Source organism: Vibrio mytili (assembly GCF_049563345.1).
Lineage (GTDB): Bacteria > Pseudomonadota > Gammaproteobacteria > Enterobacterales > Vibrionaceae > Vibrio > Vibrio mytili.
Window position 1 is genome coordinate 837,779 of record NZ_CP110481.1, and the last position, 25,281, is coordinate 863,059.

General features: G+C 45.0%; 22 protein-coding genes and 1 tRNA gene. 16 read left to right on the forward strand and 7 right to left on the reverse strand.

Annotated elements, in window-relative coordinates; translation table 11 throughout:
* Positions 1 to 35: 35 nt before the first annotated feature.
* From znuA to ONE56_RS03960, 5 genes are all read left to right on the forward strand, one after another.
* Positions 36 to 923 carry a zinc ABC transporter substrate-binding protein ZnuA gene (znuA, locus tag ONE56_RS03940; RefSeq protein ID WP_331438562.1) on the forward strand — a complete coding sequence of 296 codons (888 nt, stop codon included), beginning with the start codon at positions 36 to 38 and terminating at the stop codon, positions 921 to 923.
* 288 nt (positions 924 to 1,211) lie between these two features.
* The gene (locus ONE56_RS03945; protein WP_423840251.1) at positions 1,212 to 4,595 is read left to right on the forward strand and encodes an AraC family transcriptional regulator; all 3,384 of its coding nucleotides are present in this window, start codon (positions 1,212 to 1,214) and stop codon (positions 4,593 to 4,595) included.
* A 929-nt stretch (positions 4,596 to 5,524) separates the two neighbouring features.
* Positions 5,525 to 5,752 carry a FeoA family protein gene (locus ONE56_RS03950; protein ID WP_041154243.1) on the forward strand — a complete coding sequence of 76 codons (228 nt, stop codon included), beginning with the start codon at positions 5,525 to 5,527 and terminating at the stop codon, positions 5,750 to 5,752.
* Positions 5,752 to 8,028, forward strand: coding sequence for a Fe(2+) transporter permease subunit FeoB (gene feoB / locus ONE56_RS03955; protein WP_423840252.1), 2,277 nt, complete (start codon positions 5,752 to 5,754; stop codon positions 8,026 to 8,028). Before ONE56_RS03950 ends, feoB begins: the two co-directional genes overlap by 1 nt.
* A complete protein-coding gene (locus tag ONE56_RS03960) occupies positions 8,025 to 8,255 on the forward strand; it encodes a FeoC-like transcriptional regulator (protein WP_331438560.1) in 231 nt (76 codons plus the stop codon). The genes feoB and ONE56_RS03960 overlap by 4 nt, the downstream gene beginning before the upstream one ends.
* A gap of 131 nt (positions 8,256 to 8,386) precedes the next feature.
* On the opposite strand, the gene ONE56_RS03965 is transcribed toward ONE56_RS03960, so the two are convergent.
* Positions 8,387 to 8,815: an HIT family protein gene (locus ONE56_RS03965; protein WP_041154240.1), complete on the reverse strand. Its 429-nt coding sequence runs from the start codon at positions 8,813 to 8,815 to the stop codon at positions 8,387 to 8,389.
* A gap of 121 nt (positions 8,816 to 8,936) precedes the next feature.
* Entirely contained in the window at positions 8,937 to 10,670 is a 1,734-nt protein-coding gene (gene argS / locus ONE56_RS03970; protein ID WP_331438559.1) for an arginine--tRNA ligase, read from the reverse strand.
* A 334-nt stretch (positions 10,671 to 11,004) separates the two neighbouring features.
* Between argS and ONE56_RS03975 the strand changes: the two genes are divergently transcribed.
* Positions 11,005 to 11,601: a VOC family protein gene (locus ONE56_RS03975; protein ID WP_423840253.1), complete on the forward strand. Its 597-nt coding sequence runs from the start codon at positions 11,005 to 11,007 to the stop codon at positions 11,599 to 11,601.
* A 162-nt stretch (positions 11,602 to 11,763) separates the two neighbouring features.
* On the opposite strand, the gene purU is transcribed toward ONE56_RS03975, so the two are convergent.
* A complete protein-coding gene (gene purU, locus ONE56_RS03980) occupies positions 11,764 to 12,597 on the reverse strand; it encodes a formyltetrahydrofolate deformylase (protein ID WP_041154238.1) in 834 nt (277 codons plus the stop codon).
* A 216-nt stretch (positions 12,598 to 12,813) separates the two neighbouring features.
* Here purU and ONE56_RS03985 point away from each other — a divergent pair, with 216 nt between their 5' ends.
* The 7 genes from ONE56_RS03985 to rnd all read left to right on the forward strand — a co-directional run bounded on the left by ONE56_RS03985 (position 12,814) and on the right by rnd (position 20,390).
* The gene (locus tag ONE56_RS03985; protein ID WP_423840254.1) at positions 12,814 to 14,724 is read left to right on the forward strand and encodes an ATP-dependent DNA helicase; all 1,911 of its coding nucleotides are present in this window, start codon (positions 12,814 to 12,816) and stop codon (positions 14,722 to 14,724) included.
* Between the two features lie 58 nt (positions 14,725 to 14,782).
* Positions 14,783 to 15,484, forward strand: a complete 702-nt coding sequence (tsaB, locus tag ONE56_RS03990; protein WP_331438556.1) for a tRNA (adenosine(37)-N6)-threonylcarbamoyltransferase complex dimerization subunit type 1 TsaB — start codon at positions 14,783 to 14,785, stop codon at positions 15,482 to 15,484.
* 117 nt (positions 15,485 to 15,601) lie between these two features.
* Positions 15,602 to 15,907 carry a chromosome partitioning protein ParA gene (locus tag ONE56_RS03995; protein WP_331438555.1) on the forward strand — a complete coding sequence of 102 codons (306 nt, stop codon included), beginning with the start codon at positions 15,602 to 15,604 and terminating at the stop codon, positions 15,905 to 15,907.
* A gap of 36 nt (positions 15,908 to 15,943) precedes the next feature.
* Positions 15,944 to 16,501, forward strand: coding sequence for a Slp family lipoprotein (locus tag ONE56_RS04000; RefSeq protein ID WP_331438554.1), 558 nt, complete (start codon positions 15,944 to 15,946; stop codon positions 16,499 to 16,501).
* Between the two features lie 6 nt (positions 16,502 to 16,507).
* Positions 16,508 to 17,362, forward strand: a complete 855-nt coding sequence (locus tag ONE56_RS04005; protein ID WP_423840255.1) for an alpha/beta hydrolase — start codon at positions 16,508 to 16,510, stop codon at positions 17,360 to 17,362.
* Between the two features lie 103 nt (positions 17,363 to 17,465).
* A complete protein-coding gene (gene fadD, locus ONE56_RS04010) occupies positions 17,466 to 19,193 on the forward strand; it encodes a long-chain-fatty-acid--CoA ligase FadD (protein WP_415679313.1) in 1,728 nt (575 codons plus the stop codon).
* 78 nt (positions 19,194 to 19,271) lie between these two features.
* On the forward strand, positions 19,272 to 20,390 hold the full coding sequence (gene rnd, locus ONE56_RS04015) for a ribonuclease D (protein WP_423840256.1): 1,119 nt from the start codon (positions 19,272 to 19,274) through the stop codon (positions 20,388 to 20,390).
* Positions 20,391 to 20,533: 143 nt separating this feature from the next.
* Here rnd and minE read toward each other — a convergent pair whose 3' ends face one another.
* The 3 genes from minE to minC are packed head-to-tail and all read right to left on the reverse strand — an operon-like array spanning position 20,534 to position 22,358.
* Positions 20,534 to 20,797 (reverse strand): cell division topological specificity factor MinE, encoded by a 264-nt coding sequence (gene minE / locus ONE56_RS04020; RefSeq protein WP_041154233.1) that lies wholly within the window; start codon positions 20,795 to 20,797, stop codon positions 20,534 to 20,536.
* Positions 20,798 to 20,799: 2 nt separating this feature from the next.
* Positions 20,800 to 21,612 carry a septum site-determining protein MinD gene (minD, locus tag ONE56_RS04025; RefSeq protein WP_041154232.1) on the reverse strand — a complete coding sequence of 271 codons (813 nt, stop codon included), beginning with the start codon at positions 21,610 to 21,612 and terminating at the stop codon, positions 20,800 to 20,802.
* A gap of 17 nt (positions 21,613 to 21,629) precedes the next feature.
* Positions 21,630 to 22,358 (reverse strand): septum site-determining protein MinC, encoded by a 729-nt coding sequence (gene minC / locus ONE56_RS04030; protein ID WP_423840257.1) that lies wholly within the window; start codon positions 22,356 to 22,358, stop codon positions 21,630 to 21,632.
* Between the two features lie 197 nt (positions 22,359 to 22,555).
* Between minC and ONE56_RS04035 the strand changes: the two genes are divergently transcribed.
* Together ONE56_RS04035 and ONE56_RS04040 are read left to right on the forward strand one after the other, a co-directional pair.
* The gene (locus tag ONE56_RS04035) at positions 22,556 to 22,840 is read left to right on the forward strand and encodes a YcgL domain-containing protein (RefSeq protein ID WP_041154230.1); all 285 of its coding nucleotides are present in this window, start codon (positions 22,556 to 22,558) and stop codon (positions 22,838 to 22,840) included.
* 41 nt (positions 22,841 to 22,881) lie between these two features.
* A complete protein-coding gene (locus tag ONE56_RS04040) occupies positions 22,882 to 23,850 on the forward strand; it encodes a lytic murein transglycosylase (RefSeq protein ID WP_331438551.1) in 969 nt (322 codons plus the stop codon).
* Between the two features lie 108 nt (positions 23,851 to 23,958).
* On the opposite strand, the gene folD is transcribed toward ONE56_RS04040, so the two are convergent.
* Positions 23,959 to 24,819, reverse strand: a complete 861-nt coding sequence (gene folD, locus ONE56_RS04045) for a bifunctional methylenetetrahydrofolate dehydrogenase/methenyltetrahydrofolate cyclohydrolase FolD (protein ID WP_041154228.1) — start codon at positions 24,817 to 24,819, stop codon at positions 23,959 to 23,961.
* 203 nt (positions 24,820 to 25,022) lie between these two features.
* Here folD and ONE56_RS04050 point away from each other — a divergent pair.
* A tRNA-Arg gene (locus ONE56_RS04050) sits at positions 25,023 to 25,099 on the forward strand.
* Positions 25,100 to 25,281 lie beyond the last annotated feature (182 nt).

Genomic DNA, 25,281 nt, shown 5'->3' on the forward strand with positions numbered 1-25,281 from the left:
CATTTTACTTTCCACGCTATATTCCAATTAACACTATGAAAAGAGCAATAATTCTTGCTAGTGCAGCAATGTTAGCTGTGCCTGCACAAGCGATGACGGTATTAACGAGCATAAAACCAATCCAGTTACTGGTAACGGAACTGACGCAAGGTGTTTCTACTCCGGATGTACTTTTGCCATCCAACGCGTCTCCCCATGATTATGCATTACGTCCATCGGACGTAAAGAAGGTCGCTTCGGCTGATCTTGTTATATGGTACGGGCACGACCTTGAGCCATTCTTAGAAAAGGTTACTGAAGGCAAGGACAAGGAACAGACGCTGACTATCAGCGAAATCCCTAACTTGGCTTTGCGTAAGTTTGATAGTGAGCACAGTCACGATCACGATGGACATCATCATGGTACACACGATCCACATTTTTGGCTGGGTGTGAAGCCTGTGAAGCAGGTGGCGTCTGCGGTGGCCAACAAACTAATAGAGCTTGATCCTTCAAACTCGACGGTTTACCAAGCAAACCTCGCAAAGTTTGAGGTGCAGTTGGATGCGACAAACAACGAAATCAGTCAGCGACTCTCGGCAGTAAAAGACAAAGGGTACTATGTTTTTCATGATGCTTATGGCTACTTCGAAAAGCAATACCAGTTGAATAACATTGGTCATTTCACCGTCAGCCCAGAGCGAAAGCCAGGTGCAAAAACATTGATCCATATTCGCAACGCATTGCGCTCAGGGGAGGTCGCATGTGTTTTCTCAGAGCCACAGTTTACTCCAGCAGTGGTTGAAAGTGTGATGCGTGGGAGTGATGTCGCGACAGGAATTCTTGATCCACTTGGCACTGGTATCGACGTCAAAGTCGGCAGCTATTTTACGTTTCTTAACGAAATGGCAGGCAGTTTTGAGCAATGTTTGAGTGCCAAATAAACAATCGACGTCATCCTTTGAGTGAGTACGTTGGCAACGTTATCGTACTGAGTGCTTGCTGAGGATTTGGGTCACATAAGAGACACTGAGTGTCAAAAATATCTCTTTAACGTGATCTAACAGTAAGAATTATAACCTTTGGCAAGACGATCCTTTTATCTAAAGGGAATTGAGATATTATTATCGATAATTAGCGACTCAAAATAACTGTATTTATTGCCGAGCTTGTTGGGCAGAGGTTGCAGTAGGTAAGAGTTGTAATAAAAATCGATAGATTAAGGTTTCGTCTTGCTTCGCCACATCACCCTAATTTTATTTGGGTTTCTCATTTCTTATCAAGCATTCGCGCAAACTAGCGCCAATGCCATTTTTTACCCTTTGCCGACTCAGGTTAAGGGGACTTTTATTGTGGCAAAGCAACTATTTTTAGGCGAGCAAGGTGGGATATGGATCCACGACGTTCACGGCAGAGTACTATTCTACGATGGACAAAACGTATTGCCTAAATCAGGCAGTTTTTTAAGTCGTTCTGTTACGCAAGTGGCGTATCATAAAGGCTCATTTTGGACATTTGTTGAAAACGAGGTTTACCAAGCTTACCCAAACCAAGAACGCCGATTGGTGTTCAGTTTAAATCCCGGCTCACAAATTAAAAAAATTGGCTCATCACGCGGCTATATCTGGGTCAGTGATGGCGCCCACTTTTACACCTACAATATCGAAACTAATGAGCTAGCCACGTTTTCTTTGCTGCAACTGTATCAGTACAGCAATAGCAGCAACGTTGTGATTAATGACGCTATTTTAGTTGAATCCAAATGGGCTCTGGCAACGACCTCCGGTTTTTATTTATCCGATGGCAACGTCTTTCAGCACATTGTTTCCTCCGGACAGAATTACATAGAAAAAATTTATTACTCTCATACTCGGCGAGAGATTCTGATTGGTACGTTACAAGGTGCCCTTATCGTCAATATCAGCCAGCCGGAGAAACCAGTAGTCAAAATTGGTGGATCGCATGTTCTAAGTTTCGCTGAAACCAATCAAGAGTATTGGATTGGAACGGAAAATGGTTTGTTCTTGTATTCATTTCTATCCGGTCAGGTTACCGAATTCACATCCGCTAGCTTTCTTGAATTAGAGTTAGACAGTAATAAAATCTACTCCCTTTTGAGTGACAATATGGGAGGAATGTGGATTGCGACTCATCAGGGTATCCGTTATTACTCGCTTTTTAGCAAAAAATTCGACCGAATTACTTTTAGCAGTTACGACACGCAAACGTTATCAGGAAGAATACGCCAAGTTGTATCTGGTCCTGACGGTTTTCTTTGGTTTGCTGATGACAGAAAGCTCTACCGTCGTCAGGGCGATGAGAACGAAAAGGTCCTCGAACTGAGTCACCAAATTAATGCGTTTACCTTTCAGCGCGGTATGTTGTGGATAGCAACATCAAAAGGACTGGAAGTCTTCGACTTAGATGGTCTCAAGTCAGTCAATTTCCCGTACCTACAGGTGATGGCTGAACAATCTATAGAGCATGTCACGCGTGATGGCTCTGAACAGCTTTGGGTGACGAGTGGGACTGAGCTGTATAATATTGATATTGTTGAACAAAAAGTAAGAAACTTTGGTAGCGAATGGTTGGTCAGTCGTTACCTGCCAGCGAAGATCACGCGATTATATGACGCAAATGACGTTTTATTGATTGGCACCGACCATGGTGTCTATGAGTATATCGATAGTCAAATTCGTTTTAATCGTTTTTCTGAAAGTTTTGGTGAATCACTCGATATGATTATGGCCGCAGATGGGAGCTACTGGTTTGCTTCGTCGTTTGGTCTATTCAAACGTTCGAATGAAACCAATGAACACCAACTTTTGGATATGCGAGTTGCGAATGCTCGGCCTGCCTGCATGATAAGTGATGAACAAGGTGTATGGCTCGCTTCGTCTGTAGGATTGAGCTATTACCGCCTTTCCGGTGAGTTGGTAAAACATTACTCTTCCGTATCGGGCTTAATCAATAACGAATTCCTTCCTGGTATTTGCAGTGCCGTCCGCCGTTTGGAAGATGGTAAACGAGAACTTGTCATAGGTTCTAAGTATGGCTTGGTTAAGGCCGACGCGTCTACGTTGTTAGTATCTAATTCGCCTAAAACACGATTTATTATTAGCCAAATCGTATTGGATAATAAGGTAATTCGAGTCGGCAGTTCTAATCTGAATCAAGTACAGATTCCCTATGGCGCTTCCTTGAGCTTTCTTTTTGGCGTGATGCCGAAGCTGGACAATCAATACTTGTATTATCGATTAAATGAAGATGAACGTTGGCAAACCTTAGAGGGAGCACAGTTAACATTAGAACACCTTAACTCAGGGGAGTATCACCTTCAGGTCAGCAATGGGTCGCAAATCTCACTAGGTTTGGTTGGGCTCGAATCTCGCTTTGTCGTGCTCAAACCGTGGTATTTATCCACTTTCGCTATTATCGGATTTGCGATTGCCGCAATAGGAATTCTTGCGCTACTGATGTATTGGCGATCTCGTTATGTTGTGCAAATTAACCGGGATCTGGCTGCTCAAGTGACGTTGAAAACCAATCAGTTGAGGCATCAAAGCCGAGTTCTTTTAACAAGTAACCAACAGCTTCGCAAGCAGATACAAGTACGAAACCTGTTAGTTGACCACGTTGCTCAGTCGATTAAGTCGAGTGTCGATTTCATTGCTTCTAAGTTGAACAGCGATAAAGATGCTCAGGTCGATGATCACTTGTCTAAAGCGTATTGGCAATTGAATGAATTGAGAGCGAACCCAGCAGGCACGAGTAATGGCAGCCAAAACTATAACTTAAGTCAAATTACTCAGTCTGTGGTTGATGTCTGGCAGGACGATTTTTCGAAAGCCGGGTTGTTGGTCGAGTTGATAGACGCGAATAAATCAAGCCGAATTGCGTTGGAAAGCTTTAACTTGGATGTGATTTTCAATAGCATTTTTGCCAATATTATTAAACGTTCTTACAAAGGACAGTCGGTGAAAATTATGCTGGAAGAAGGCCCTGATATCGTGGTGTTGAGCTTTATCGATTACGGGATGCAGTTGCCAACAAAAGCGTCGACGGGGCGCTCGACAAACAATCATTCGCTTGAACTCAATATCGACAGTTTATCTCAATTGGTGACAGAAAGTGGTGGGCATTTGTCGGTGTTTACCTCTGACGTACAGAGTAAAATGGAAATAACTTGGCCTACGGCAAGAGAGCTGAGCTATGTGGAGGACTCGTTGCCAGAGTTCGAGACACCAGCAGCCTCAGAAGAGAACGTAACGCCAGAAATTGAGTGGTTACATAAAGTCTATCAACTGGTGGAGGAGCACTATCACGATCCGGAGTTCGGTACCGCTCTAGCGGCCAAGATGCTGTTCATGTCTGAGCGCAGTTTGCAGCGACGCTTTAAATCGGCTTCGTCAAAAACGTTAAAAGAGTACTTAACAGAAGTACGCTTAGAAACCGCCTGTGAACAACTGCTGGCTGGTGAGAAAATCGCAGAAGTTGCGTTTAACTGCGGTTTTAATGACCCATCGTATTTTAGTCAAAAGTTCAAACTTCACTTTGGCTTGCCACCGTCAAAGTTTGCATTGAGCCAAGAGAACCAAGACAGCCAGGATTCCTAGTTGTCTGTTTTCATTTCCTATCGTCTTAAGTGATTGGTTTTCGCGCTCGCATTGCTCACCACTTACTGTTCGTAGTCGCTTGCTTTCCCCTCAATCATTAAGTCCTTCAACCTGCACCCGTCGGCAGTTGTTAAATACACTCGTCTCATTACTTGTTCGAAATTGAGAGTGCTTTAGCCGGGTGAGACGTGCTTACTCTTCCTAGCTTCTAAAGCCAAGAAGTCGTTGTTCTGGTCCATTTAGATGGTCTTCGCATACCACCTTCAGTGCCTAATTACGTGGGGTAGGGGCGCGTCACTATTCTCTGTAGCGTCTCTATGTAGCGTCACTATGTTTTGTCAGTTTCATTGAATCTGAGCCATCAACAGTTGTACGTTAAGCCGTGCATTTTGGTTAGGGAATATAGGTGTTGAATGAAAGGAAAAAACGTGTCGTTGGGAAGAGTTTATATCATGGTGGAACGTGAGAAAAAAATATCGTGGTATAGCCGGGGGGACTATACCACGGGTGTCAATGACACCTTCGCTTGCTGCCGGAGTGACATGTCACCATGCCACCTCTGGAATTCGTATGAGAGGTTGCCCTCTCGATGGATTTACTATACAAAAGACGACTTATTTTTCTTATAAAAATAACGACACGTTTACATAAGAAAAGCGACAACGTTTGTTGGTGTAATTTAAAGCATTGATATTATAGGATTATTTTTATTTCCTCCGAATTTGTGATGCTTTTGTTTCAATAAGAATGATGCGAATTTGGGTGATTTTGACGTAAATGACGAGTTTCTTATTTACGAATTTGACGGTGAAAATGTGACATCAATCTTGGTAACTTTGATTTCACACAATAAATTACTAGGCATAGAAGCGTATTATTGTCACTATGAATAGTAATATTTCTCATTAGCAATAAACATAAGGTTCGCTATGAAGTTATCAGAAATTCAGCCTGGCAATACTGTCACCATTCGGGTGTTAGATGGGCTTTCTTCCGACATTAGAAAAAAGCTGATGGTCATGGGGTTGTTACCGAATACTGACGTTAAAGTGATTAGACGTGCTCCAATGGGCGACCCGTTACAGGTTGAAGTCCGTGGTGTGTCTGTTGCGGTGAGAGAAACCATAGCTCAAAAGATTGAAGTGGAGCGAGTGTGATGCAATATCAAATCCTCACAGTCGGAAATCCAAATAGTGGGAAAACGACATTGTTTAATGGCCTAACTGGAGCCAAGCAGCAAGTAGGCAACTGGGCTGGTGTCACTGTTGAAAAGAAGACGGGGCAGTTTAAGCATGCCGGTGATGACTTTTTACTTACCGATCTCCCTGGTATTTATTCTCTCGATAGTGGCAACGATAGCAACAGCATCGACGAATCTATAGCCTCTAGAGCCGTGCTGACTCACCCTGCCGATCTGATTATTAATGTTGTTGATGCCACAAGTTTAGAGCGCAGCTTATATATGACGCTACAGTTACGCGAACTTGGCCGCCCTATGATCGTTGTACTGAATAAAATGGATGCTCTAAAGCGTGAGCGTCAAGTCATCAACGTTTCAGAGCTCGAAAAGGCATTGGGCTGCCCAGTGTTCAGCTTATCGGCAACGAACAGATCACAGGTAGCGGAGTTTAAGGGTGTCTTACATAAATCCGTGGTCCAAGGTGTGGCGCTTGAAGAGAGAAACTTGAATTACGGTGATGAGATGGAGACAGCGATTGCAAGTATTCTCCCGCTGTTTCAAGATCAAACCGTGTCCCATCGAGCATTAGCAATTCGTGCATTAGAAAGAGACACTCTGGTGTTGAACAGTATGCCCGAGCGCGAAAGAAGCGAAGTGTTGAACACACTCTCTCAACTGACTCTCGATATTGACCTGCACGTCGCCGATACCAAATACACCCACTTGCACGAACAGTGTAAAAAAGTACGTCGTAGCGAAGGCAAGCTCAGTCATAGTGTGACAGAAAAGCTCGATCACTTCATTTTGAACAAATGGGTGGGGATTCCCTTCTTCTTTGTTGTGATGTATGTGATGTTTATGTTCTCGATTAACATCGGCAGTGCGTTCATCGATTTCTTTGATATTGGTGTGGGTGCGTTACTCGTCGATGGTGGGCATCACCTTTTAGATGGGCACCTACCAGTCTGGTTAGTCACAGTACTTGCTGATGGTATTGGCGGCGGTATTCAGACCGTTGCAACTTTTATCCCTGTGATTGCTTGTTTGTATCTATTCTTAGCGGTACTTGAAAGTTCTGGTTATATGGCGCGTGCTGCGTTTGTACTGGATAAAGTCATGCAGAAAATTGGCTTACCTGGTAAAGCGTTTGTTCCACTCGTACTAGGTTTTGGCTGCAATGTGCCTTCGATCATGGCAACGCGTACGCTCGACCAGGAGCGTGAGCGTAAGTTAGCTGCTTCTATGGCGCCATTTATGTCATGTGGTGCGCGTTTGCCAGTATACGCCTTGTTTGCAGCAGCATTTTTCCCAAGCTCTGGTCAAAATGTGGTATTCGCTCTATACGTCCTTGGTATTATTGCTGCGGTTTTCACTGGCTTGTTCTTGAAAAAGACACTTTATCCTGGCAGCAGTGAAAGCTTTATTATGGAGATGCCAACCTATGAGTTGCCCACGTTACAAAACGTTGTCATCAAAACGTGGCAAAAGTTGAAACGATTTGTATTAGGGGCAGGTAAAACGATTGTCGTCGTCGTCGCTATTCTTAGCTTCTTCAACTCTCTCGGCACGGATGGCAGTTTTGGCAACGAAAACAGTGAAAAATCTGTTTTATCCAGTGCCGCTCAAGTGGTCACTCCGGTGTTTTCTCCGATTGGTATCCAAGAAGACAACTGGCCTGCAACGGTCGGTATTATCACGGGGATTTTTGCCAAAGAAGCGGTCGTGGGTACCTTGAACAGTTTATACACGTCCCCGGGAGAAGATGAAGACGTTGAATATGACTTAATGGGCAGCTTGCAAGAAGCCGTGATGAGTATTCCTGAAAACTTAGCAGGGCTGAGCTACTCGGATCCGTTAGGTATTGAAGTTGGGGACCTTTCTGATTCTTATGCCGCAGCGGCTGAGCAGGAAGTTGACGCCTCCATTTTTGGTAATATCAAAAATAAATTTGTCAGCGGTCATGCAGCGTTTGCCTATCTCATCTTTATTTTGCTGTATACGCCATGCGTGGCGGCGATGGGGGCTTACGTGCGCGAATTTGGGCAACGTTTTGCCGCGTTGATTGCAACTTGGACGATGGGGCTGGCGTACTTAAGTGCAGCGTTCTATAACCAGATGATGCATGTGGTTGAAACACCAATCACAAGTGGTGCCTGGATGGCTGCGATTGTGGCCATCTTTATCGCTACTTATCGCATATTTAAGCGTGTTGGACAAAAACAAGGTATAGAGTTTGAGGCGCAAGTCGCATGATATTAAACGACCTTTATCAGTATATTGCTGACCATGGACAGGCTTCCCAATTGGAGTTATCAAAACGATTCGGGATGAGCGAAGACGGTGTTGATGCCATGTTAAATGTGTGGATCAAGAAGGGTCGAATTAGCCGCTTGGTTGATACCAACAGCGTGAATGATGTGTCAAAAGTTCGTTATGCGATGACAAGGAAAGATGGTCTGTCTCTGACAGTAACCATGTAGTAGCGCCGAACCATATTTTCGTCTATGGGCTTCAACAAAGCCGCATCAAACATGGTGCGGCTTTTCTACATTCGTTAGAAATAAGTTTGTATCAATAAGAACTAGGATCAAAAAATTGTAGGGTGTTGCTATTACGCTTTTTGAAAAATTGAACTCAGCGACAGCACATTTCTGATGCGACCCAGCAGTGCGTGTTGCTCTTCTTCAGATCGAAACTCTCCTGAAGTATTTCCCCACACTGGTCCAGGCCATGCTACGTCATCTTTAAAGCGTGCAATATGGTGAATGTGCAGTTGAGGCACCATGTTACCTAATGCACCGAGATTTAATTTGTCGGGACGGAATGTTGCTTCCAACGCTTGGCTGACGGCTTGAGATTCGACTAAGAATTGCTGTTGTTCTTGCATTGGTAAATGATGGAGTTCTTTTAAATTCTCACGTTTTGGGACGAGAATGACCCAAGGCACGGCATTGTCTTTATGTAGTAAGGCGACACACAGTGGGAAGTGACCAATGACGGTTGTGTCTTTTGCAAGTTGTGGGTGAAGTTCAAAACTCATTATGATTTCCCGACTAGAATTGATGAGCTTGAGTATACGCCAAATAAAACAAAAGGTTGACGCTTTCACGTCAACCTTTGCTGTTTTTAGAGCTTAGAGCTTAGAGCTTAGAGCTTAGAGCTTACATGCGCTCCAGTGTCTCAATACCAAGTAGAGACAAGCCTTGCTTGATCGTCTTCGCTGTCAGTGCTGCCAGTTTCAAGCGGCTTTGTTTTACGGCTTCGTCTTTTGCGATCAGAATCGGGCATGCTTCATAGAAGCTCGAGAACTGACCAGCAAGCTCAAACAGGTAGCTACACATGATGTGCGGCTGACCTTCACGAGCCACAGATTGTACGGCCTCTTCAAACTGTAGAAGTGTTGCAATCAGCGTCTTCTCTTTTTCGTCAGTGATTTGTATATCACCTTGAAGCTCATCCATTGCAACTCCAGCTTTTGCGAAGATAGACGCAACACGAGTGTATGCGTACTGCATGTAAGGTGCTGTGTTGCCTTCAAACGCAAGCATGTTGTCCCAATCAAACACGTAGTCAGTGGTACGGTGCTTCGACAGATCTGAATATTTCACTGATGCCATTGCAACCGTGCGAGAAATTTTCTCTTTTTCTTCTGCTGATAGAGTCGGGTTTTTCGATTCAATCAACTTCGCTGCACGCTCTTCAGCTTCATCAAGAAGATCGGCTAGGCGAACCGTACCACCTGCACGAGTCTTAAATGGACGGCCATCTTTACCCAGCATCATGCCAAATGCGTGGTGCTCAAGAGAAACCGACTCAGGGACGTAACCTGCTTTACGTACAATCGTCCAAGCTTGCATTAAGTGCTGATGCTGGCGAGAATCAATAAAGTACAGTACGCGGTCCGCACCTAGTGTTTCATAACGGTATTTAGCACAGGCGATATCCGTGGTGGTGTATAGGAAACCACCGTCACGTTTTTGCACGATGACACCCATCGGCTCGCCGTCTTTGTTTTTGTACTCATCTAAGAATACAACTTGTGCGCCGTCATCTTCTACTGCAATCCCTTTCTCTTTCAGGTCTGCAACAATGGTTGGCAGCATATCGTTGTACTGGCTTTCACCCATGATGTCGTCACGAGTTAGCGATACATTTAAGCGATCGTAGTTACGCTGGTTTTGGATCATGGTGACATCGACCAGCTTTTTCCACATTTGTGCGCAATACTCATCACCACCTTGCAGTTTGACAACGTAATTACGAGCTTTCACTGCAAACTCTTCGTCTTCGTCGTAAAGCTTTTTCGATTCACGGTAGAAAGCTTCAAGATCGGCAAGTTCCATAGAAACTTCGCCAGACTCCTGTTGTACACGTTCTAGGTTAGCGATAAGCATACCGAACTGTGTACCCCAGTCACCGATGTGGTTAGCACGAATGACCTTGTGGCCCAAAAACTCGAGAGTGCGTACTACCGCGTCACCGATGATGGTTGAACGTAGGTGGCCAACGTGCATTTCTTTTGCGACGTTTGGCGCTGAGTAGTCTGCAACAATAGTTTGGGTTTCTTCTTCCGTCACGCCAAGACGTGGGTCGGCAAGTGCCACTTGTGCTTGTTTTGCTAAAAAGTCTTCACTTAGGAAAATATTGATGAAGCCTGGGCCCGCGATTTCTGTTTTGCTCGCAATGCCATCAAGATCTAGAACATCCAGTACTTTCTGTGCAAATTCTCGTGGGTTAGTACCCAGTTTTTTAGCAACGCCCATTACGCCGTTTGCTTGGTAGTCACCAAATTGTGGCTTTGCTGATTGGCGAACTGCAGCAGGACTGCCTGCAGGTGCGCCAGCGGCTTCTAGAGCCTGAGATACTTTGTCATTTATAAGTGCTTGGATATTCACACGCGTTCCCTTCTATTCAAGGACGAAAAACTCGGCATCGAATGATACCGAGTAAATTGGACTTCACGAAAATAGGGCCAATAATAACAACTTTATTGCGGTTCATACAGAGAGGAATCGGGGAAATTTGTACTTTTTCGATTGAATGGATATGTTGTTCGACGAGGGGATAGTATTATGAGCTTAGCAGAGGCTGAAGTACTGTTTATATCCCCATAGTGATTGTACCGAATATGAATACATACCATGTTTATAGTGCTTACATTTGCAGACCGCTGATATTAACTACGATTGGTATTAATACTTACAGATAAGAACAATACAGAGAAGAACAATGAACGCTCAGTTAATTGAAAAACGCCTAACACCAGAACTGATGATCCAAGATTTGGACGAGTTTATGACTAAAATTGAAGCTCTGGCTTTGATGATTAGGTTGGATTTAACTTTTGCGCAGGCAGACCACATCGCATTAAGAATTAATGATAATGACGTCGCTCAACAAGCGCACCAGGCTTGGATGTCTTGCGGCAAAGTCATCTCCCAAGCACACATCAATGGTCGTCCTATCGTTGTACTTGAGTTTGATCAGCCCTTAACCTGTCGTGGTTGGAATATTGAGTGCTTGGAATTACCGTATCCGGCAGAGGGTAAAGTGTATCCACTAGAAGGTTGGGAGCACGTGGAGTTTGTGATTCCGTCACATGCTGAAACTGCGGACGAGTTTCTTGATGATTTAAAGCATACCTACCCGAACTTTGGCGCTCAATTCGATCTGCTCGCAGACTTAGGGATCAAAGTTAAACTCTCTAGCCCTAAAGGAGAAGGGGAACGTTTAAGTAACCCGACGGTGGCGTTTAAATACCAAGGCGTGTGTATCAAATTGCATCCACATTCACTCAAACGTATTGTGGAATCTGAGCAAAGTTAAAACGTGCAGACGGCTGTTTGATGGATGAATGAAAAAAAAAGGGTTGCTAATCTTGGCAACCCTTTTTCAATTTTTAATTCCGTCCTAGCATTAGAACTAACGCAAGAATTTGAAAATAGAAAATTGTTTAAAGTAACAGACGATGCTGATACGTTTGAGTGTTTACAAAATAACCGTTTTGTTTCCGTAGACAAAAACGTGGTCATTTATGACTTTGTTTAGCGCTTTGCTTAGAACATTCTTTTCCACATCACGACCCGCTTGAGCCATATCTTGTGCGTTGAACGTATGATCGACGGGAATGACATCCTGCTTAATAATTGGGCCTTCATCGAGGTCGTTGGTCACAAAGTGCGCGGTGGCGCCGATAATCTTCACACCACGGTCATACGCTTGTTGGTATGGTTTTGCACCGATAAAAGCAGGTAAGAAGCTGTGATGGATGTTGATGATTTTATGGTGGTATCTTTCGACAAATCCTGGTGTTAAGACACGCATGTACTTAGCCAAAACCAAGTAGTCAGCGTCATATTGGTCAATCACGTCCAGTAAGTTTTGCTCGTGCTCTTCACGACTCACGTGTTCATGAGTGACATGATGGTAAGGGATATCGAATCGCTCTGTCAGCGTTTGTAACTTATCGTAGTTACCAACCACGGCTGCAATCTCAACGTCCAAGCTGCCATCGTAGGTTTTCATCAAAATGTCACCAAGACAGTGTGCTTCTTTTGTCACGAGTACCACGATTCGCTTGCGTCGCGAGCTCACCAGTTTACGCTTTGCCCCTGGCGGCAAAGCCTGATCTAGATCTGCGAGTAACGTTTGATCGTTAAAGTATCCTTCCAATTCGGTTCTCATGAAAAAGTGGCCACTGGCGTTATCAACAAATTCGTTGTTATGAACGATATTTAATTGATGCTTGTAACATATATTGGTGATTTTTGAGATCAAACCCGGTGCATCAGAGCAGTGAGTCAGCAGTGTTTTCTTTTCCATAAATCAGGTACTTCCGTGAATTTAAATATTGGGGTACGCAGTGTTACTTACTCGTAATGAGGTAATCGTACTGTCATCTTTCACCATAAATAATCTATTCTTGGATTCGTTTCAACAAAATATCCGTATTGAGCTAAAGCCTGCTTACGTTGTGGGCTGATGTCGTCGCAGATCCTCTGGTATACTGCGACTACTTTTTATAATCGAATCTCAGCCATGATCGCAAAAACATTTTCCTCTGATGGCGCGTTGGGCAAGGCCATTCCAGGCTTTCAGGCTCGCCAACCACAAATTGATATGGCAGAAGCGGTCAGCAATGCGATCAAAGAACAACAGCAATTGGTTGTCGAAGCAGGAACTGGAACCGGTAAAACCTTCGCCTATCTTGTCCCAGCACTATTAAGCGGCAAAAAAGTCATCATTAGTACGGGATCTAAAAACCTGCAAGAGCAGTTATATCATCGTGATCTTCCACTTATGGTGAATGCCTTGGGATTCTATGGGCAAGTTGCGTTACTAAAAGGGCGTTCTAATTATTTATGCCTTGACCGTCTTAGCCGTCAGATGGTCGAAAGCCACACCAACGAAGCTGACCCGACTTTGCTCACCCAGTTGGTTAAAGTGCGGGCTTGGTCATCGGAAACGAAAACAGGGGATTTAGGGGACTGTGACGATTTACCGGAAGATAGCATGATCATTCCGACGATCACCTCAACCAACGATAATTGTTTAGGTAAAGAGTGCCCAAGTTATACCGATTGCTTTGTTCTAAAAGCTCGCAAACGGGCGATGGACTCCGATGTTGTCGTGGTCAATCATCACTTGTTTCTTGCCGATCTGGCGATTAAAGAAACCGGCTTTGGTGAGCTCATTCCGGAAGCGGATGTGTTTATTTTTGACGAAGCACACCAGTTACCCGATATTGCCAGCGAATATTTTGGTCAATCAGTCTCCAGCCGCCAAATTCACGATCTTGCCAAAGATATTGAAATTGCCTATCGAACGGAAGCGAAAGACATGCGTCAGTTACAGAAGGTGGGTGACAAGCTGGTTCAAAGTGCGATGGATATGCGCATTGTGCTTGGCGAACCCGGGTTTCGTGGCAACTGGCGTGAAGCGTTGCAATCGGAATCGATAAAGCGTGAACTGACTCGGTTAACAGACAGTCTTGAATTGGCTATTGATGTGCTTAAATTGGCTTTAGGTCGGAGCCAACTGCTTGATACCGCCTTTGAACGTGCCAATTTAATCAAAGGGCGAATTGACCGAGTGTGTGATGTTGATATTACCGGTTACTCCTATTGGTACGACACCTCTCCACGTCACTTTGTGCTGCACATTACTCCATTGTCAGTGGCAGATAAATTCCATGAACAGATCGAATTGAAGCAAGGTGCGTGGATATTTACTTCGGCTACACTCGCAGTGTCCGGTGACTTCAAGCATTTTACCAATAGACTTGGACTTAAACCGAAACAGCAGTTTTCATTGCCGTCCCCGTTCGATTTTGAAAAGCAGGCTCGCTTGTGTGTGCCAAGGTATTTACCTGAACCGAATAGCAGTGGTTTATCGGATAAATTGGTCCGAATGCTCGCACCAGTGATTGAAGAAAACCAAGGACGCTGCTTTTTTCTCTGTACATCTCATAGCATGATGCGAGATCTGGGCGAGAAGTTTCGTGAAGTTTTGACGCTTCCCGTGTTAATGCAAGGCGAAATGAGCAAACAAAAGACACTGGCCGAATTTATGGCACTAGGAAATGCCTTATTAGTCGCCACTGGTGCTTTTTGGGAGGGGATCGATGTTAGAGGTGACGCGCTGAGCTGTGTTATTATCGACAAATTACCTTTTACGGCCCCTGATGATCCGCTACTCAAAGCCCGAATAGAAGATTGTCGTTTACGTGGCGGTGAGCCATTTGCTGAAGTGCAAATTCCTGATGCGGTCATTACTTTAAAACAGGGAGTTGGGCGTTTGATTCGAGATCAGCAAGATCACGGCGCGTTGATCATTTGCGATAACCGTTTAGTGACGCGTGACTATGGTGGTACTTTCTTAGCCAGTTTGCCACCGATTCCTCGGACCCGGGACTTAGAACGAGTTAAAGCGTTCTTAAAAGCAGAATAATTAGCCGACGGACGAGTGCCGTGGCATAAACCAATTAAATAGAGTTGTAGAGAGTTACATGAGCGCAAAAATTCTTGCTATCGATACATCGACTGAAAACTGTTCAGTTGCATTACTGGTCAACGATCAAGTGATCTCACGCAGTGAAATTGCCCCGCGAGACCATACTAAAAAAGTCTTGCCGATGGTCGATGAAGTCTTAAAAGAAGCCGGTCTCACGCTACAAGAGCTGGATGCGTTGGCGTTTGGCCGTGGTCCTGGCAGTTTTACCGGTGTGCGTATTGGCATCGGCATTGCTCAAGGTTTAGCCTTTGGTGCGGAACTGCCGATGATCGGTGTTTCAACACTCGCCGCGATGGCTCAGGGGAGTTTTCGACTTCATGCTGCTAAAGATATCGCTGTGGCGATAGATGCACGTATGAGTGAAGTATATTGGGCACGCTACACCCGTCAAGAAAACGGTGAGTGGCACAATGTTGATCAAGAGTGTGTCATTCCACCCGCTCGTTTGGTTGAAGAAGCGCAAGCTGACGAAACATCATGGACTATGGCAGGGACGGGGTGGTCGGCTTATCAAGAGATTCTTGCCGGTTTGCCATATGACACGACAGCCAGTGAAGTGCTCTACCCAGATGCGCAAGACATTGTCATTCTCGCAAAACAAGAGCTGGAAAAAGGCAACACGGTAGCTGTTGAAGAGTCGAGCCCGGTTTATTTACGCGATAACGTGACATGGAAAAAACTGCCGGGTCGCGAGTAATAGAAATAAACAGACTGATTCGTGCATAAACGGATTTACGTTGTGCTCAATTGAGCAGGATAACTTAGGATTCCGGACAACAAGGTGATCAGGGTATCCTATATTTATGGGAGTGTTATGGCGTCGATAAATGGTTTACCTCCCTCGTTGGTTCCGGGGGCAAATCGCACTCATAAGGCGAGAAAGAAAAAGCAGGTACAAACATCACAGACCGAGCAGTCGATAAACCAGCCATCGAAGGTGGCGAATGCTGTTGCGCATTCCATAAAACACGTGGATGAATCTCAACTGCACCATGCTCACATACAATATGACCTTCCGGAAGGAAACGGTCGTAGAGCGATGGAGCAGTATATGGATGTGATGAATCGAGCAAGAAAAGAGGAACTCGCTCAGTTACTCGGGGTCGATATCTATGTATAGCAGAAAGCTAACTCGCTGAAAGGTAAAGGGTGGTTTATGAAAATTTTCGGACAGTTTGCTCTGATTTTGAGTATTACGATAGGTTTGTCTGCGTGTGGTTCCTTACCTCAGGAGTTAACCGCAACGACAGAGCAAGTCGTGATGGATTACAAAACCTTTGCTGAAGCAGAAGGTCAGGTGAGTACGGATGTGCGACTTGGCGGTATCATCGCTAAAGTCGAGAACTTGGAAGATAAAACGCGCGTAGAAATCGTCAACTTACCCATCAGTGATACGGGTCAGCCGACGTTAAACGAAGATCCAAGAGGTCGTTTTGTTGTCTACTTTGATGGTTATCTAGAACCCGTTGCGTTTAGCGAAGGACGCCTGGTTACGGTGGTCGGTAAAGGCATTGGGGAAGAAAACGGTCAGATTGGTGAACATCAATACGTATTTCCAGTCATTAAAGGCCAGGGATATCGGTTGTGGAAGATAGAAGAGCGTGTACGTATATACGAATCACCAACGACATTTTATCCGTGTTATTCGATCAACTGTCGTATGACGCGCGATCGGTTCCCGACGGACGGCAAAGTGATCAAAGAGGTGAAATAGCCTTAAATGCGTGAGCGCCTATTTGACCTACCTGCTGGGAAAATGGCCGCCCTTGAAATTGGAAATGAAAAAACGGCTGACTTGTCAGTCGTTTTTATTCATGGGTGGTTAGACAATGCGGGCAGTTTTCAAGTGCTGATGGAGCAATTGCATCAGCTTAGTCCCAACCTTCATCTGATTGCGATTGATCTCTATGGTCATGGGTTATCGAGCCATAAATCCCATGACAATTATTACCCCTTTCACGACTATATCGCCGATTTACATCAATTTTTGTACGAATTGTTACCAAATAGACTGGTTTTAGTTGGTCATTCGCTTGGTGCTTTAATTGCAAGTTGCTATAGTGCAGCGTTTTCTGAACAGGTTGAAGCGTTAGTACAAATTGAAGGGGCAGGGCCACTTGCTGAATCACCTTCGAACAGCGTACAGCGTCTGCGTGATGGTGTGTTAAGTCGGCATCGTCAACAAAGCAAACCAGAGCGAAGCCTTGCTTCTTTTGAACTGGCGTTAAAACTGCGCATGCAGGCTAATCGTTTGACTGCAGACCAGCTTTTACCCATCGTCAAGCGCGGAACCGTGTGTCGTGAAGGCAAATGGTATTGGCGTCACGATACTCGGTTAAAGTGCGCTTCACTATACCGAATGGCACAAGCGCATGCGAATGCGATAACGAGCCAAATACGTTGCCCTCATTTGATCATATTGGGCGACCACGGGTTTCAGAATTTACCATCCAGCCAAGTAAATTGGGGAGAGAATCCACCTCAAGTGATCTCTGTCTCAGGTGGTCATCACTGTCATTTAGAGCAAATACTCAAGGTGGCAGAGAGAATTCTTGGCGTAGTTAACAAAATTTAAACAAGTGTTTGAGAGTTACGTGCTCAAGCACGTTTGCTGTGTTGTAATAGCCCCATAATAAAAGGGCGCTAAGATTCGCCAGCTATAATCGAGGAGCAAGATCATGGATAAACCATGGCTTTCACGTTATCCAAGTGACGTACCTGAAACCATTAATCCAGAGCAATATGAGTCTTTGGTAGAGATGTTCGAGCAGTCAGTCCAAAAGTACGCCGACCAGCCAGCATTTATGAACATGGGCTCGGTGATGACCTTCCGTAAACTGGAAGAACGTAGCCGTGCATTTGCTGCCTATTTGCAAAACGAGTTAAAGTTGCAAAAAGGTGATCGTGTAGCGCTTATGATGCCAAACCTGCTTCAATACCCTGTGGCTCTGTTTGGGGCATTGCGCGCGGGTTGTATCGCGGTGAACGTCAATCCACTTTACACGCCTCGTGAACTTGAACACCAGTTGAATGACTCTGGTGCGACGACCATTGTTATCGTTTCTAATTTTGCCAATACGCTCGAGCAAATTGTCGATAATACCTCAGTGAAAAACGTAGTGCTGACCAGCCTTGGTCAAATGCTGCCACGAGCAAAAGGAACGGTTGTCGATTTTGTTGTGAAATACATCAAGGGCATGGTGCCCAAATACGACCTACCAGGTGCCATTTCGATGCGTAAGGCGATCCGTAAAGGGCGTCGCTTACAATACGTGAAACCGTTTATGTCGGGAGATGACATCGCTTTTCTACAATACACCGGTGGTACGACGGGGGTGGCGAAAGGCGCAGTGCTAACACATAGCAATATGATCGCCAATGTATTGCAGGCGAAAGGGGCTTACGGACCGGTACTCACACCGGGTCGAGAGATGGTGGTCACAGCATTACCGCTGTATCACGTGTTTGCATTAACGGTAAACTGCTTACTCTTTATTGAGATGGGCGGACGAAATTTGTTAATCACCAACCCTCGTGATATTCCAGGTTTCGTTAAGGAATTACAAAAGCACCCATTCACCGCTATTACGGGGGTTAATACATTATTCAATGCACTGGTTAACAACGAAGATTTCCACGAGTTGGATTTCAGTAACCTGCGTTTAGCTGTGGGTGGGGGGATGGCCGTTCAGCGTGCTGTGGCTGAAAGTTGGCTCAAGACGACAGGCTGCTATCTTCTAGAAGGTTATGGCCTAACGGAGTGCTCGCCGTTGGTGGCTGCATACCCACATGACTTAACTGAATATAACGGTTCGATCGGTTTACCTGTTCCTTCAACAGAAGTTCGCATTGTTGACGAAGAAGGTAATGTCTTGGCGAATAGTGAAACTGGCGAGTTACAAGTCCGCGGCCCTCAGGTTATGCAAGGTTACTGGCAGCGACCAGAAGCGACTAAAGACACGATTAATAAAGACGGTTGGCTATCCACTGGTGACATTGTTAAATTTGACGACGAAGGTTTCCTCCATATCGTTGACCGTAAGAAAGATATGATCTTAGTCTCTGGCTTCAATGTTTATCCGAATGAAATTGAAGATGTCGTTGCCATGCATGGTAAAGTGCTGGAAGTCGCAGCGATTGGCCAGCCACATGAAGTCTCTGGCGAATTAGTAAAAATCTATGTTGTGAAGCGTGACCCGAGCCTCACCAAAGACGAAGTGATTGCACATTGTCGTGAGCACCTCACGGGGTATAAAGTGCCGAGACTGGTTGAGTTCCGTGAAGAGTTACCTAAGACCAATGTCGGTAAAATTCTACGTCGTGTGCTTCGTGAAGAAAATGATGCTCAGCTCGCAAAGAAAGCGGAATCAACACAAACAGAAAACGCTGAAAAGAAAAGTGCGTAAGCCGATTTGTTAAGTCGCATTAAGTAAAAAATGTTAGAATGCCAGCGTTTTGCTGGCATTTTTTATAGCGAGAAGCGTGTGAATTATAACATTATTAATAAAAACAAAGACCTAGAAAAAGTTTGTGCTCAAGCCAGAGATGCAGACGTCGTGATGCTCGATACTGAGTTTGTTCGTGTTAGGACTTTCTACCCACAACTAGGTTTGATTCAGCTTTTCGACGGCAAAAACCTTTCTTTGATCGACCCAACAGAATTGACGGACATGTCTGCGTTTGTAGAGTTATTGAAAGACACGTCGGTACTGAAAGTACTGCACGCATGCGGTGAAGATTTGGAAGTGTTTCAAAATGCGTTTGGCTGTACGCCATTTCCTATGGTCGATACCCAACTTATGGCGGCATTTCTTGGTTATGGTTTATCTACAGGGTTTGCGACTCTAGTAGAAGAGTACTTGGGCGTGGAACTGGATAAAAGTGAATCACGTACCGATTGGATGGCGCGGCCTCTTAGCCAAAAGCAGTTAGACTACGCGGCAGCAGATGTGTACTACTTACTGCCGCTTTATGAAAAACTTTTTGATAAAGTTACCGAAACGGGTTGGTGGGATGCGGTACAGCAAGAAAGTGACTTGCTGGTCACCAAGCGTATCCGTGATGTGGACGAAGACAACGTCTATCGCGATATTAAAGGGGCATGGCAGCTAAAGCCTTCGGAGTTAGCCATCTTAAAGCCGCTCGCAACCTGGCGTTATCGCCAAGCTATCAAGCGGGATCTTGCGTTGAACTTTGTGTTCAAAGAAGGCGACTTACTCACCGTCGCTCGTCTAGGGTTAACCACTCCTGGTCAGATGGAAGCGGAAGGGATGGATGTGCGTGCTATCAATCGCCATGGGGCAAAAATCTCTGCACTTGTCAAAAAGGCCAAGCAGACCCCTGCTGACGAGTATCCGGATAAAATAGAGCGCCTTATGGACTACCCCGGTTACAAGCAGGTGTTCAAAAATATGAAAGACTTGGTGAAAAGCGCGTCACAGAAATCAGGGCTAGCGACGGAGTTTTTAGCTTCTAAAAAGCAGATCAACCAACTTATCAGTTGGGTATGGAAGAAGGACCGTGACCCTGCTCAGCTCCCAGATTTAATGCAAGGTTGGCGTCTTGAACTTCTCGGTGAGAAGATGAGTAAAGCACTGAAATAATACAAGTTGTAGAAAATAAGTGATAGCAAATAAAAAGGTTGGCCTGTTGCCAACCTTTTTCTGTTTTGCACGTTTTGTATGCACGTTCTGTTTTTATGCCGTTCGGGATAGTACTGACATTCGCTGTCGAACGTTTCGAGCGATTATTTCTCGTCGTCTGGCAGTTTCACGTTTAGCTCAAGTACAGAGATGTCATCATCTTTATGCTCAAACGACAAATCAACCATGTTCGGATCAATATCAACGTATTTGCCAATCACCTTAAGAATGTCCTCTTTTAGCTGAGGCAAGTAAGAAGGCGCAGGGTCATCTTGGCTACGGCGTTCTGCCACAATAATTTGCAAGCGCTCTTTTGCTAGGCTTGCCGATTTTTTCTTTTGTGGGCGGAAAAATTCTAATAGTGACATGTCTAGCCTCCGAACAGTCGTTTAAATAATCCTTTCTTCTCCTCAGTAAGGAAACGAAACTCAACCTGATTGCCTAATAAGCGATCAACCGTGTCGGAATACGCCATACCAGCATCGGTGTTTTCGTCAAACGTAACAGGTACACCTTTGTTTGATGCATTCAGTACCGCCTGGCTTTCTGGGATCACACCCAATAGTGGGATATGAAGAATCTCTTCGACGTCTTCCACGCTCAGCATTTCGCCTTGGTTTACGCGTGAAGGGTTGTAACGAGTCAAAAGCAGGTGCTGCTTGACAGGCTCTAGCCCTTGCTCGGCGCGCAGTGACTTAGAATCTAAAATACCTAAGATTCGGTCAGAGTCGCGAACAGAAGAGACTTCAGGGTTGGTCGTTACAATCGCTTCATCGGCGTAGTACAGTGCCATTAATGCACCTTGCTCGATGCCTGCTGGTGAATCACAGATGACAAAGTCAAAGCCCATATCACCCAGTTCATTGAACACGCGCTGCACACCATCTTTGGTGAGCGCGTCTTTATCACGTGTTTGAGAAGCAGGGAGGATGAACAGATTGTCAGTACGCTTGTCTTTGATCAGCGCCTGATTCAACGTCGCTTCACCGTTAATGACGTTAACAAAGTCATAAACAACACGGCGTTCACAACCCATGATAAGATCGAGGTTACGCAAACCGATATCGAAATCGATCACCACAGTCTTATTACCCTTAAGAGCCAAGCCTGAGGCGATGGCTGCGCTTGAAGTGGTTTTGCCAACGCCACCTTTACCAGACGTTACTACAATAATGCGTGCCATTTTTTTTCCTTTTTAGATTAAATCGTGAGCGTCTCTAGATGTAATGATTCATCTGCTTTACTGATCATGACTTTCTTTTGCCAATACTCACTCTTAATTTGATCGCTTAACCAATAATTCCCTGCAATGGAAACCAGTTCTGCTTGTAAATCGTGGCAAATAATCCGCGCTTCCTGTTGGCCGTTTGCTCCCGCAATTGCGCGGCCACGTAACGTACCATGGATATGGATTGAGCCATCGGCAATCACTTCTGCGCCTGCACTTACATGTGATAGCACAATTAAATCGCCATCTTTCGCATAAATTTGCTGCCCTGAACGAATCGGCGTACGAACAATTTTCGCGGGTGCCGTTTTCGTTGATGCCTTTTTCACCGGTTCTGCGTTTTTCAGCGATTCTACATTTGTCGCCACTTTCTGCTTCTTTGTCTCTTGGCTTGCCGATTTACTTGCAGACATAATGGCAAAGCCTGCTTCTGAAGCAAGTTTTTGTACCTGCTTATCTTTGCAACCTGTGACACCCACCGGGATAAAGCCAGCATCTGCGATACCTTGTTTAAGGGCGGTGAAATCAATGTCGCCAGCGACTTTTGCTATATTGATAACTAAAGGCGCGGATTGAAAGAAAGAGGGTGCTTGAGACACTTTTTCTTGCAAAAATTCGACAGTGTTTATGATCTTGTTGTCAGAAAGGTGTAAAACTGACAAAGTAAAACTGCTACCTTTAAGGTCTGGTGAATGGGTCATCGTGGACTTCTTGCCTTTATTGAAAGAGCGTTGCCTTAAACTAGGTCTGTCATGTTATATTTCATCCTTTAACGCAGCAAGTTCTCTCGAAGGTAAATAAGCGAATTAATCTCAAATTTTTTGTTTAGTTTGCGAGAATTTGACGTTTTCAACTCAGTCCGTTGTAAAAGCGGCAAAATCAGCATAAAAGGCGTGTCATGCTTTGTTCTATTTATAAAAGCGCAAAAAAAGAAGGTGCTTACCTCTATATCCCTAAAAAGGATGATTTTTCACAGGTTCCTGACACCTTGATGCAGATGTTCGGTAAGCCTATCGCTGTCATGACGATTAAACTTGATGGCCGTACATTGGCACAAGTTGACATAGAGAAAGTCAAAACGTCATTACAAAGCGAAGGCTTTTTTCTACAACTTCCGCCTCCGCCGGAAAACTTATTAGAACAATACAAAGAACAAAAAGCTCAGCAAAAAGGCGAACAGTAAGCTGGCTTGCGAAGAGCTTCTGATTTGCTCAAGGAGTCAATATGAAAAAGTTACTGGCAACGTTGCTCAGTGTTGGTGTGTGTACCTCGGCTTACGCAAGTAGTGAGGGTTTTGAAGAATATTTACAGAAACTACGTACAGAAGCGCGTGAAAAAGGCATCTCTGAACAAGTGATCAGTGCTGCGTTCGCGAATGTTGAGTACAAACCTCGAGCGGTCAAAGCGGATCGTAATCAGCCAGAGAAGAAGCTAACGCTAGATGAATATATTCCTCGTGCTGTACCAGATTGGAAGGTGAAACAAGCTCGTAGCCTGTATAAAGAGCATTACGCAGAGTTAAAGCGCATTGGCGATACTTATGGCGTGCAGCCGCGTTTTATTGTCGCTCTATGGGGCGTAGAAAGTAACTTCGGTAAATTCACGGGTAATTATCGCATCATTGATGCACTGTCGACGATGGCATTTGAAGGTCGCCGTGAAGAGTTCTTCCGCAGCGAAGCCATGGCTGCATTGCAAATTCTTGACCAAGGCCACATCGATCTAGACAACTTCAAAGGTTCATGGGCGGGGGCGATGGGACAGTGTCAGTTCATGCCAAGCTCTTTCCTTCGCTTTGCCGCGGATGGCAACGGTGACGGTAAGAAGGACATTTGGAAAACCGAAGCTGACGTGTTTGCTTCGACAGCCAACTACTTGAGTAAATCCGGTTGGGATGACAGCTACACGTGGGGACGTCAGGTGAAAGTGCCACATGGCATTGATCGTGAATTAGAAGGCCGCACGGAAGAAAAAGGTAAGTACCTGCAAGAGTGGAGCAAACTGGGTATCACTAAGTACGACGGTAGTCCATTGCCAACACTCGATGAAGACATCAAAGCATGGCTAATCATGCCAGATGACGAAAATGGCCGTACTTACTTGGTGTACAACAACTACAACGTGCTAATGAAGTGGAATCGTTCTTATTACTTTGCATTGGCGGTAAGTCACTTAGCGGACACAATTCGATAAATAACTCGAGTGCTATATTTACAAGACGTTTACTAAAAAGGCTCCGCGAGGAGCCTTTTCTATTTCAATGTCTTGTTTCATGACTTATTTAAGACATAAGACAGGGTATTACTTGTCGGTATGGAACTGCTCACACGCCAGCATGGTATTCTCAATCAGGCTAGCGACCGTCATCGGGCCAACACCACCTGGAACGGGCGTAATAAAGCTTGCGTGCTCACGCGCTTTATCGTACTCCACATCGCCAACCAATTTACCTGAGTCTAAACGGTTAATGCCGACATCCACAATCACAGCACCTTTCTTAATCCAGTCACCAGGGATGAAGTTCGGTTTGCCTACCGCAACCACAACCACATCAGCTTGACGAACATGGTGTTCTAAATCTTTGGTAAAGCGGTGACACGTTGTGGTGGTACAACCTGCAAGCAACAGCTCTAGCGTCATTGGGCGACCAACAATGTTGGATGCACCTACAACCACAGCGTGTTTACCACGTAAATTGATATTGTATCGGTCGAGTAGGGTAATAATGCCTTTCGGCGTGCATGAGCGCAGTTTAGGGATGCGCTGAGCAAGGCGACCCACGTTGTACGGATGGAAACCATCGACGTCTTTCTCAGGGTGAATACGTTCTAGAACATGCGTACTATCAATGCCCGCTGGCAGTGGTAATTGAACTAAAATACCATCGATTTGGTTATCGTTATTCAGCTCATCGATGAGAGCAAGTAACTCTTTTTCTGTCGTGGTAGCAGGAAGGTCAAAAGACTTAGAAATGAAGCCAACTTCTTCACATGCTCGGCGTTTACTGCCAACATAAACTTGAGAAGCTGGATCTTCACCAACTAAAACTACTGCAAGACCAGGAGCACGTAAGCCCGCCTCAACACGCGCTTTTACACGTGCAGCAACTTCGGAGCGAACAGTTTGGGAAATGAGAGTTCCGTCTATATTTTGAGCAGTCATGACTTTCCTTATATATTAAGAAGGCAAATTATTTGCCGCGCATTGTCGCAGAAATTCAAATTAACATCCATACGCAAACGTTTGCTTTGTGGTGATTTTAAACATAATCTTGCTTGGTGTCCTTTTTTTAGGCACTCAGAACATAATGTTACGAAAAGCCGTTGATTTACCCATTTGAACTCGTATAATCCTTTTCCTGTAGCGCGCCCTTAGCTCAGCTGGATAGAGCACGTCCCTTCTAAGGATGTGGTCGTAGGTTCGAATCCTACAGGGCGTGCCATTTATTCTAGAAAGCCCCGATAACTCAATGAGTTGTCGGGGCTTTTGCGTTTTAGCGACATCGTTGGAAGCCTTTTAATGACCCACTCGATGATCTGACTCCTTGGGAGTATTTAGCAAGGCATAAAAGTAGGAACAACTCCAATTTAGACTGCCACTAAAACAGGGAGGGTTACAAGTACC

Excerpts from the sequence above, each read along its gene's own strand:
- znuA (WP_331438562.1), top strand. The coding sequence starts at position 36 with ATGAAAAGAGCAATAATTCTTGCTAGTGCAGCAATGTTAGCTGTGCCT.
- ONE56_RS03950 (WP_041154243.1), top strand. The coding sequence starts at position 5,525 with ATGAAGTTATCAGAAATTCAGCCTGGCAATACTGTCACCATTCGGGTG.
- feoB (WP_423840252.1), top strand. The coding sequence starts at position 5,752 with ATGCAATATCAAATCCTCACAGTCGGAAATCCAAATAGTGGGAAAACG.
- ONE56_RS03960 (WP_331438560.1), top strand. The coding sequence starts at position 8,025 with ATGATATTAAACGACCTTTATCAGTATATTGCTGACCATGGACAGGCT.
- ONE56_RS03965 (WP_041154240.1), bottom strand. The coding sequence starts at position 8,815 with ATGAGTTTTGAACTTCACCCACAACTTGCAAAAGACACAACCGTCATT.
- ONE56_RS03975 (WP_423840253.1), top strand. The coding sequence starts at position 11,005 with ATGAACGCTCAGTTAATTGAAAAACGCCTAACACCAGAACTGATGATC.
- purU (WP_041154238.1), bottom strand. The coding sequence starts at position 12,597 with ATGGAAAAGAAAACACTGCTGACTCACTGCTCTGATGCACCGGGTTTG.
- ONE56_RS03985 (WP_423840254.1), top strand. The coding sequence starts at position 12,814 with ATGATCGCAAAAACATTTTCCTCTGATGGCGCGTTGGGCAAGGCCATT.
- tsaB (WP_331438556.1), top strand. The coding sequence starts at position 14,783 with ATGAGCGCAAAAATTCTTGCTATCGATACATCGACTGAAAACTGTTCA.
- ONE56_RS03995 (WP_331438555.1), top strand. The coding sequence starts at position 15,602 with ATGGCGTCGATAAATGGTTTACCTCCCTCGTTGGTTCCGGGGGCAAAT.
- ONE56_RS04000 (WP_331438554.1), top strand. The coding sequence starts at position 15,944 with ATGAAAATTTTCGGACAGTTTGCTCTGATTTTGAGTATTACGATAGGT.
- ONE56_RS04005 (WP_423840255.1), top strand. The coding sequence starts at position 16,508 with ATGCGTGAGCGCCTATTTGACCTACCTGCTGGGAAAATGGCCGCCCTT.
- fadD (WP_415679313.1), top strand. The coding sequence starts at position 17,466 with ATGGATAAACCATGGCTTTCACGTTATCCAAGTGACGTACCTGAAACC.
- minE (WP_041154233.1), bottom strand. The coding sequence starts at position 20,797 with ATGTCACTATTAGAATTTTTCCGCCCACAAAAGAAAAAATCGGCAAGC.
- minD (WP_041154232.1), bottom strand. The coding sequence starts at position 21,612 with ATGGCACGCATTATTGTAGTAACGTCTGGTAAAGGTGGCGTTGGCAAA.
- minC (WP_423840257.1), bottom strand. The coding sequence starts at position 22,358 with ATGACCCATTCACCAGACCTTAAAGGTAGCAGTTTTACTTTGTCAGTT.
- ONE56_RS04035 (WP_041154230.1), top strand. The coding sequence starts at position 22,556 with ATGCTTTGTTCTATTTATAAAAGCGCAAAAAAAGAAGGTGCTTACCTC.
- ONE56_RS04040 (WP_331438551.1), top strand. The coding sequence starts at position 22,882 with ATGAAAAAGTTACTGGCAACGTTGCTCAGTGTTGGTGTGTGTACCTCG.
- folD (WP_041154228.1), bottom strand. The coding sequence starts at position 24,819 with ATGACTGCTCAAAATATAGACGGAACTCTCATTTCCCAAACTGTTCGC.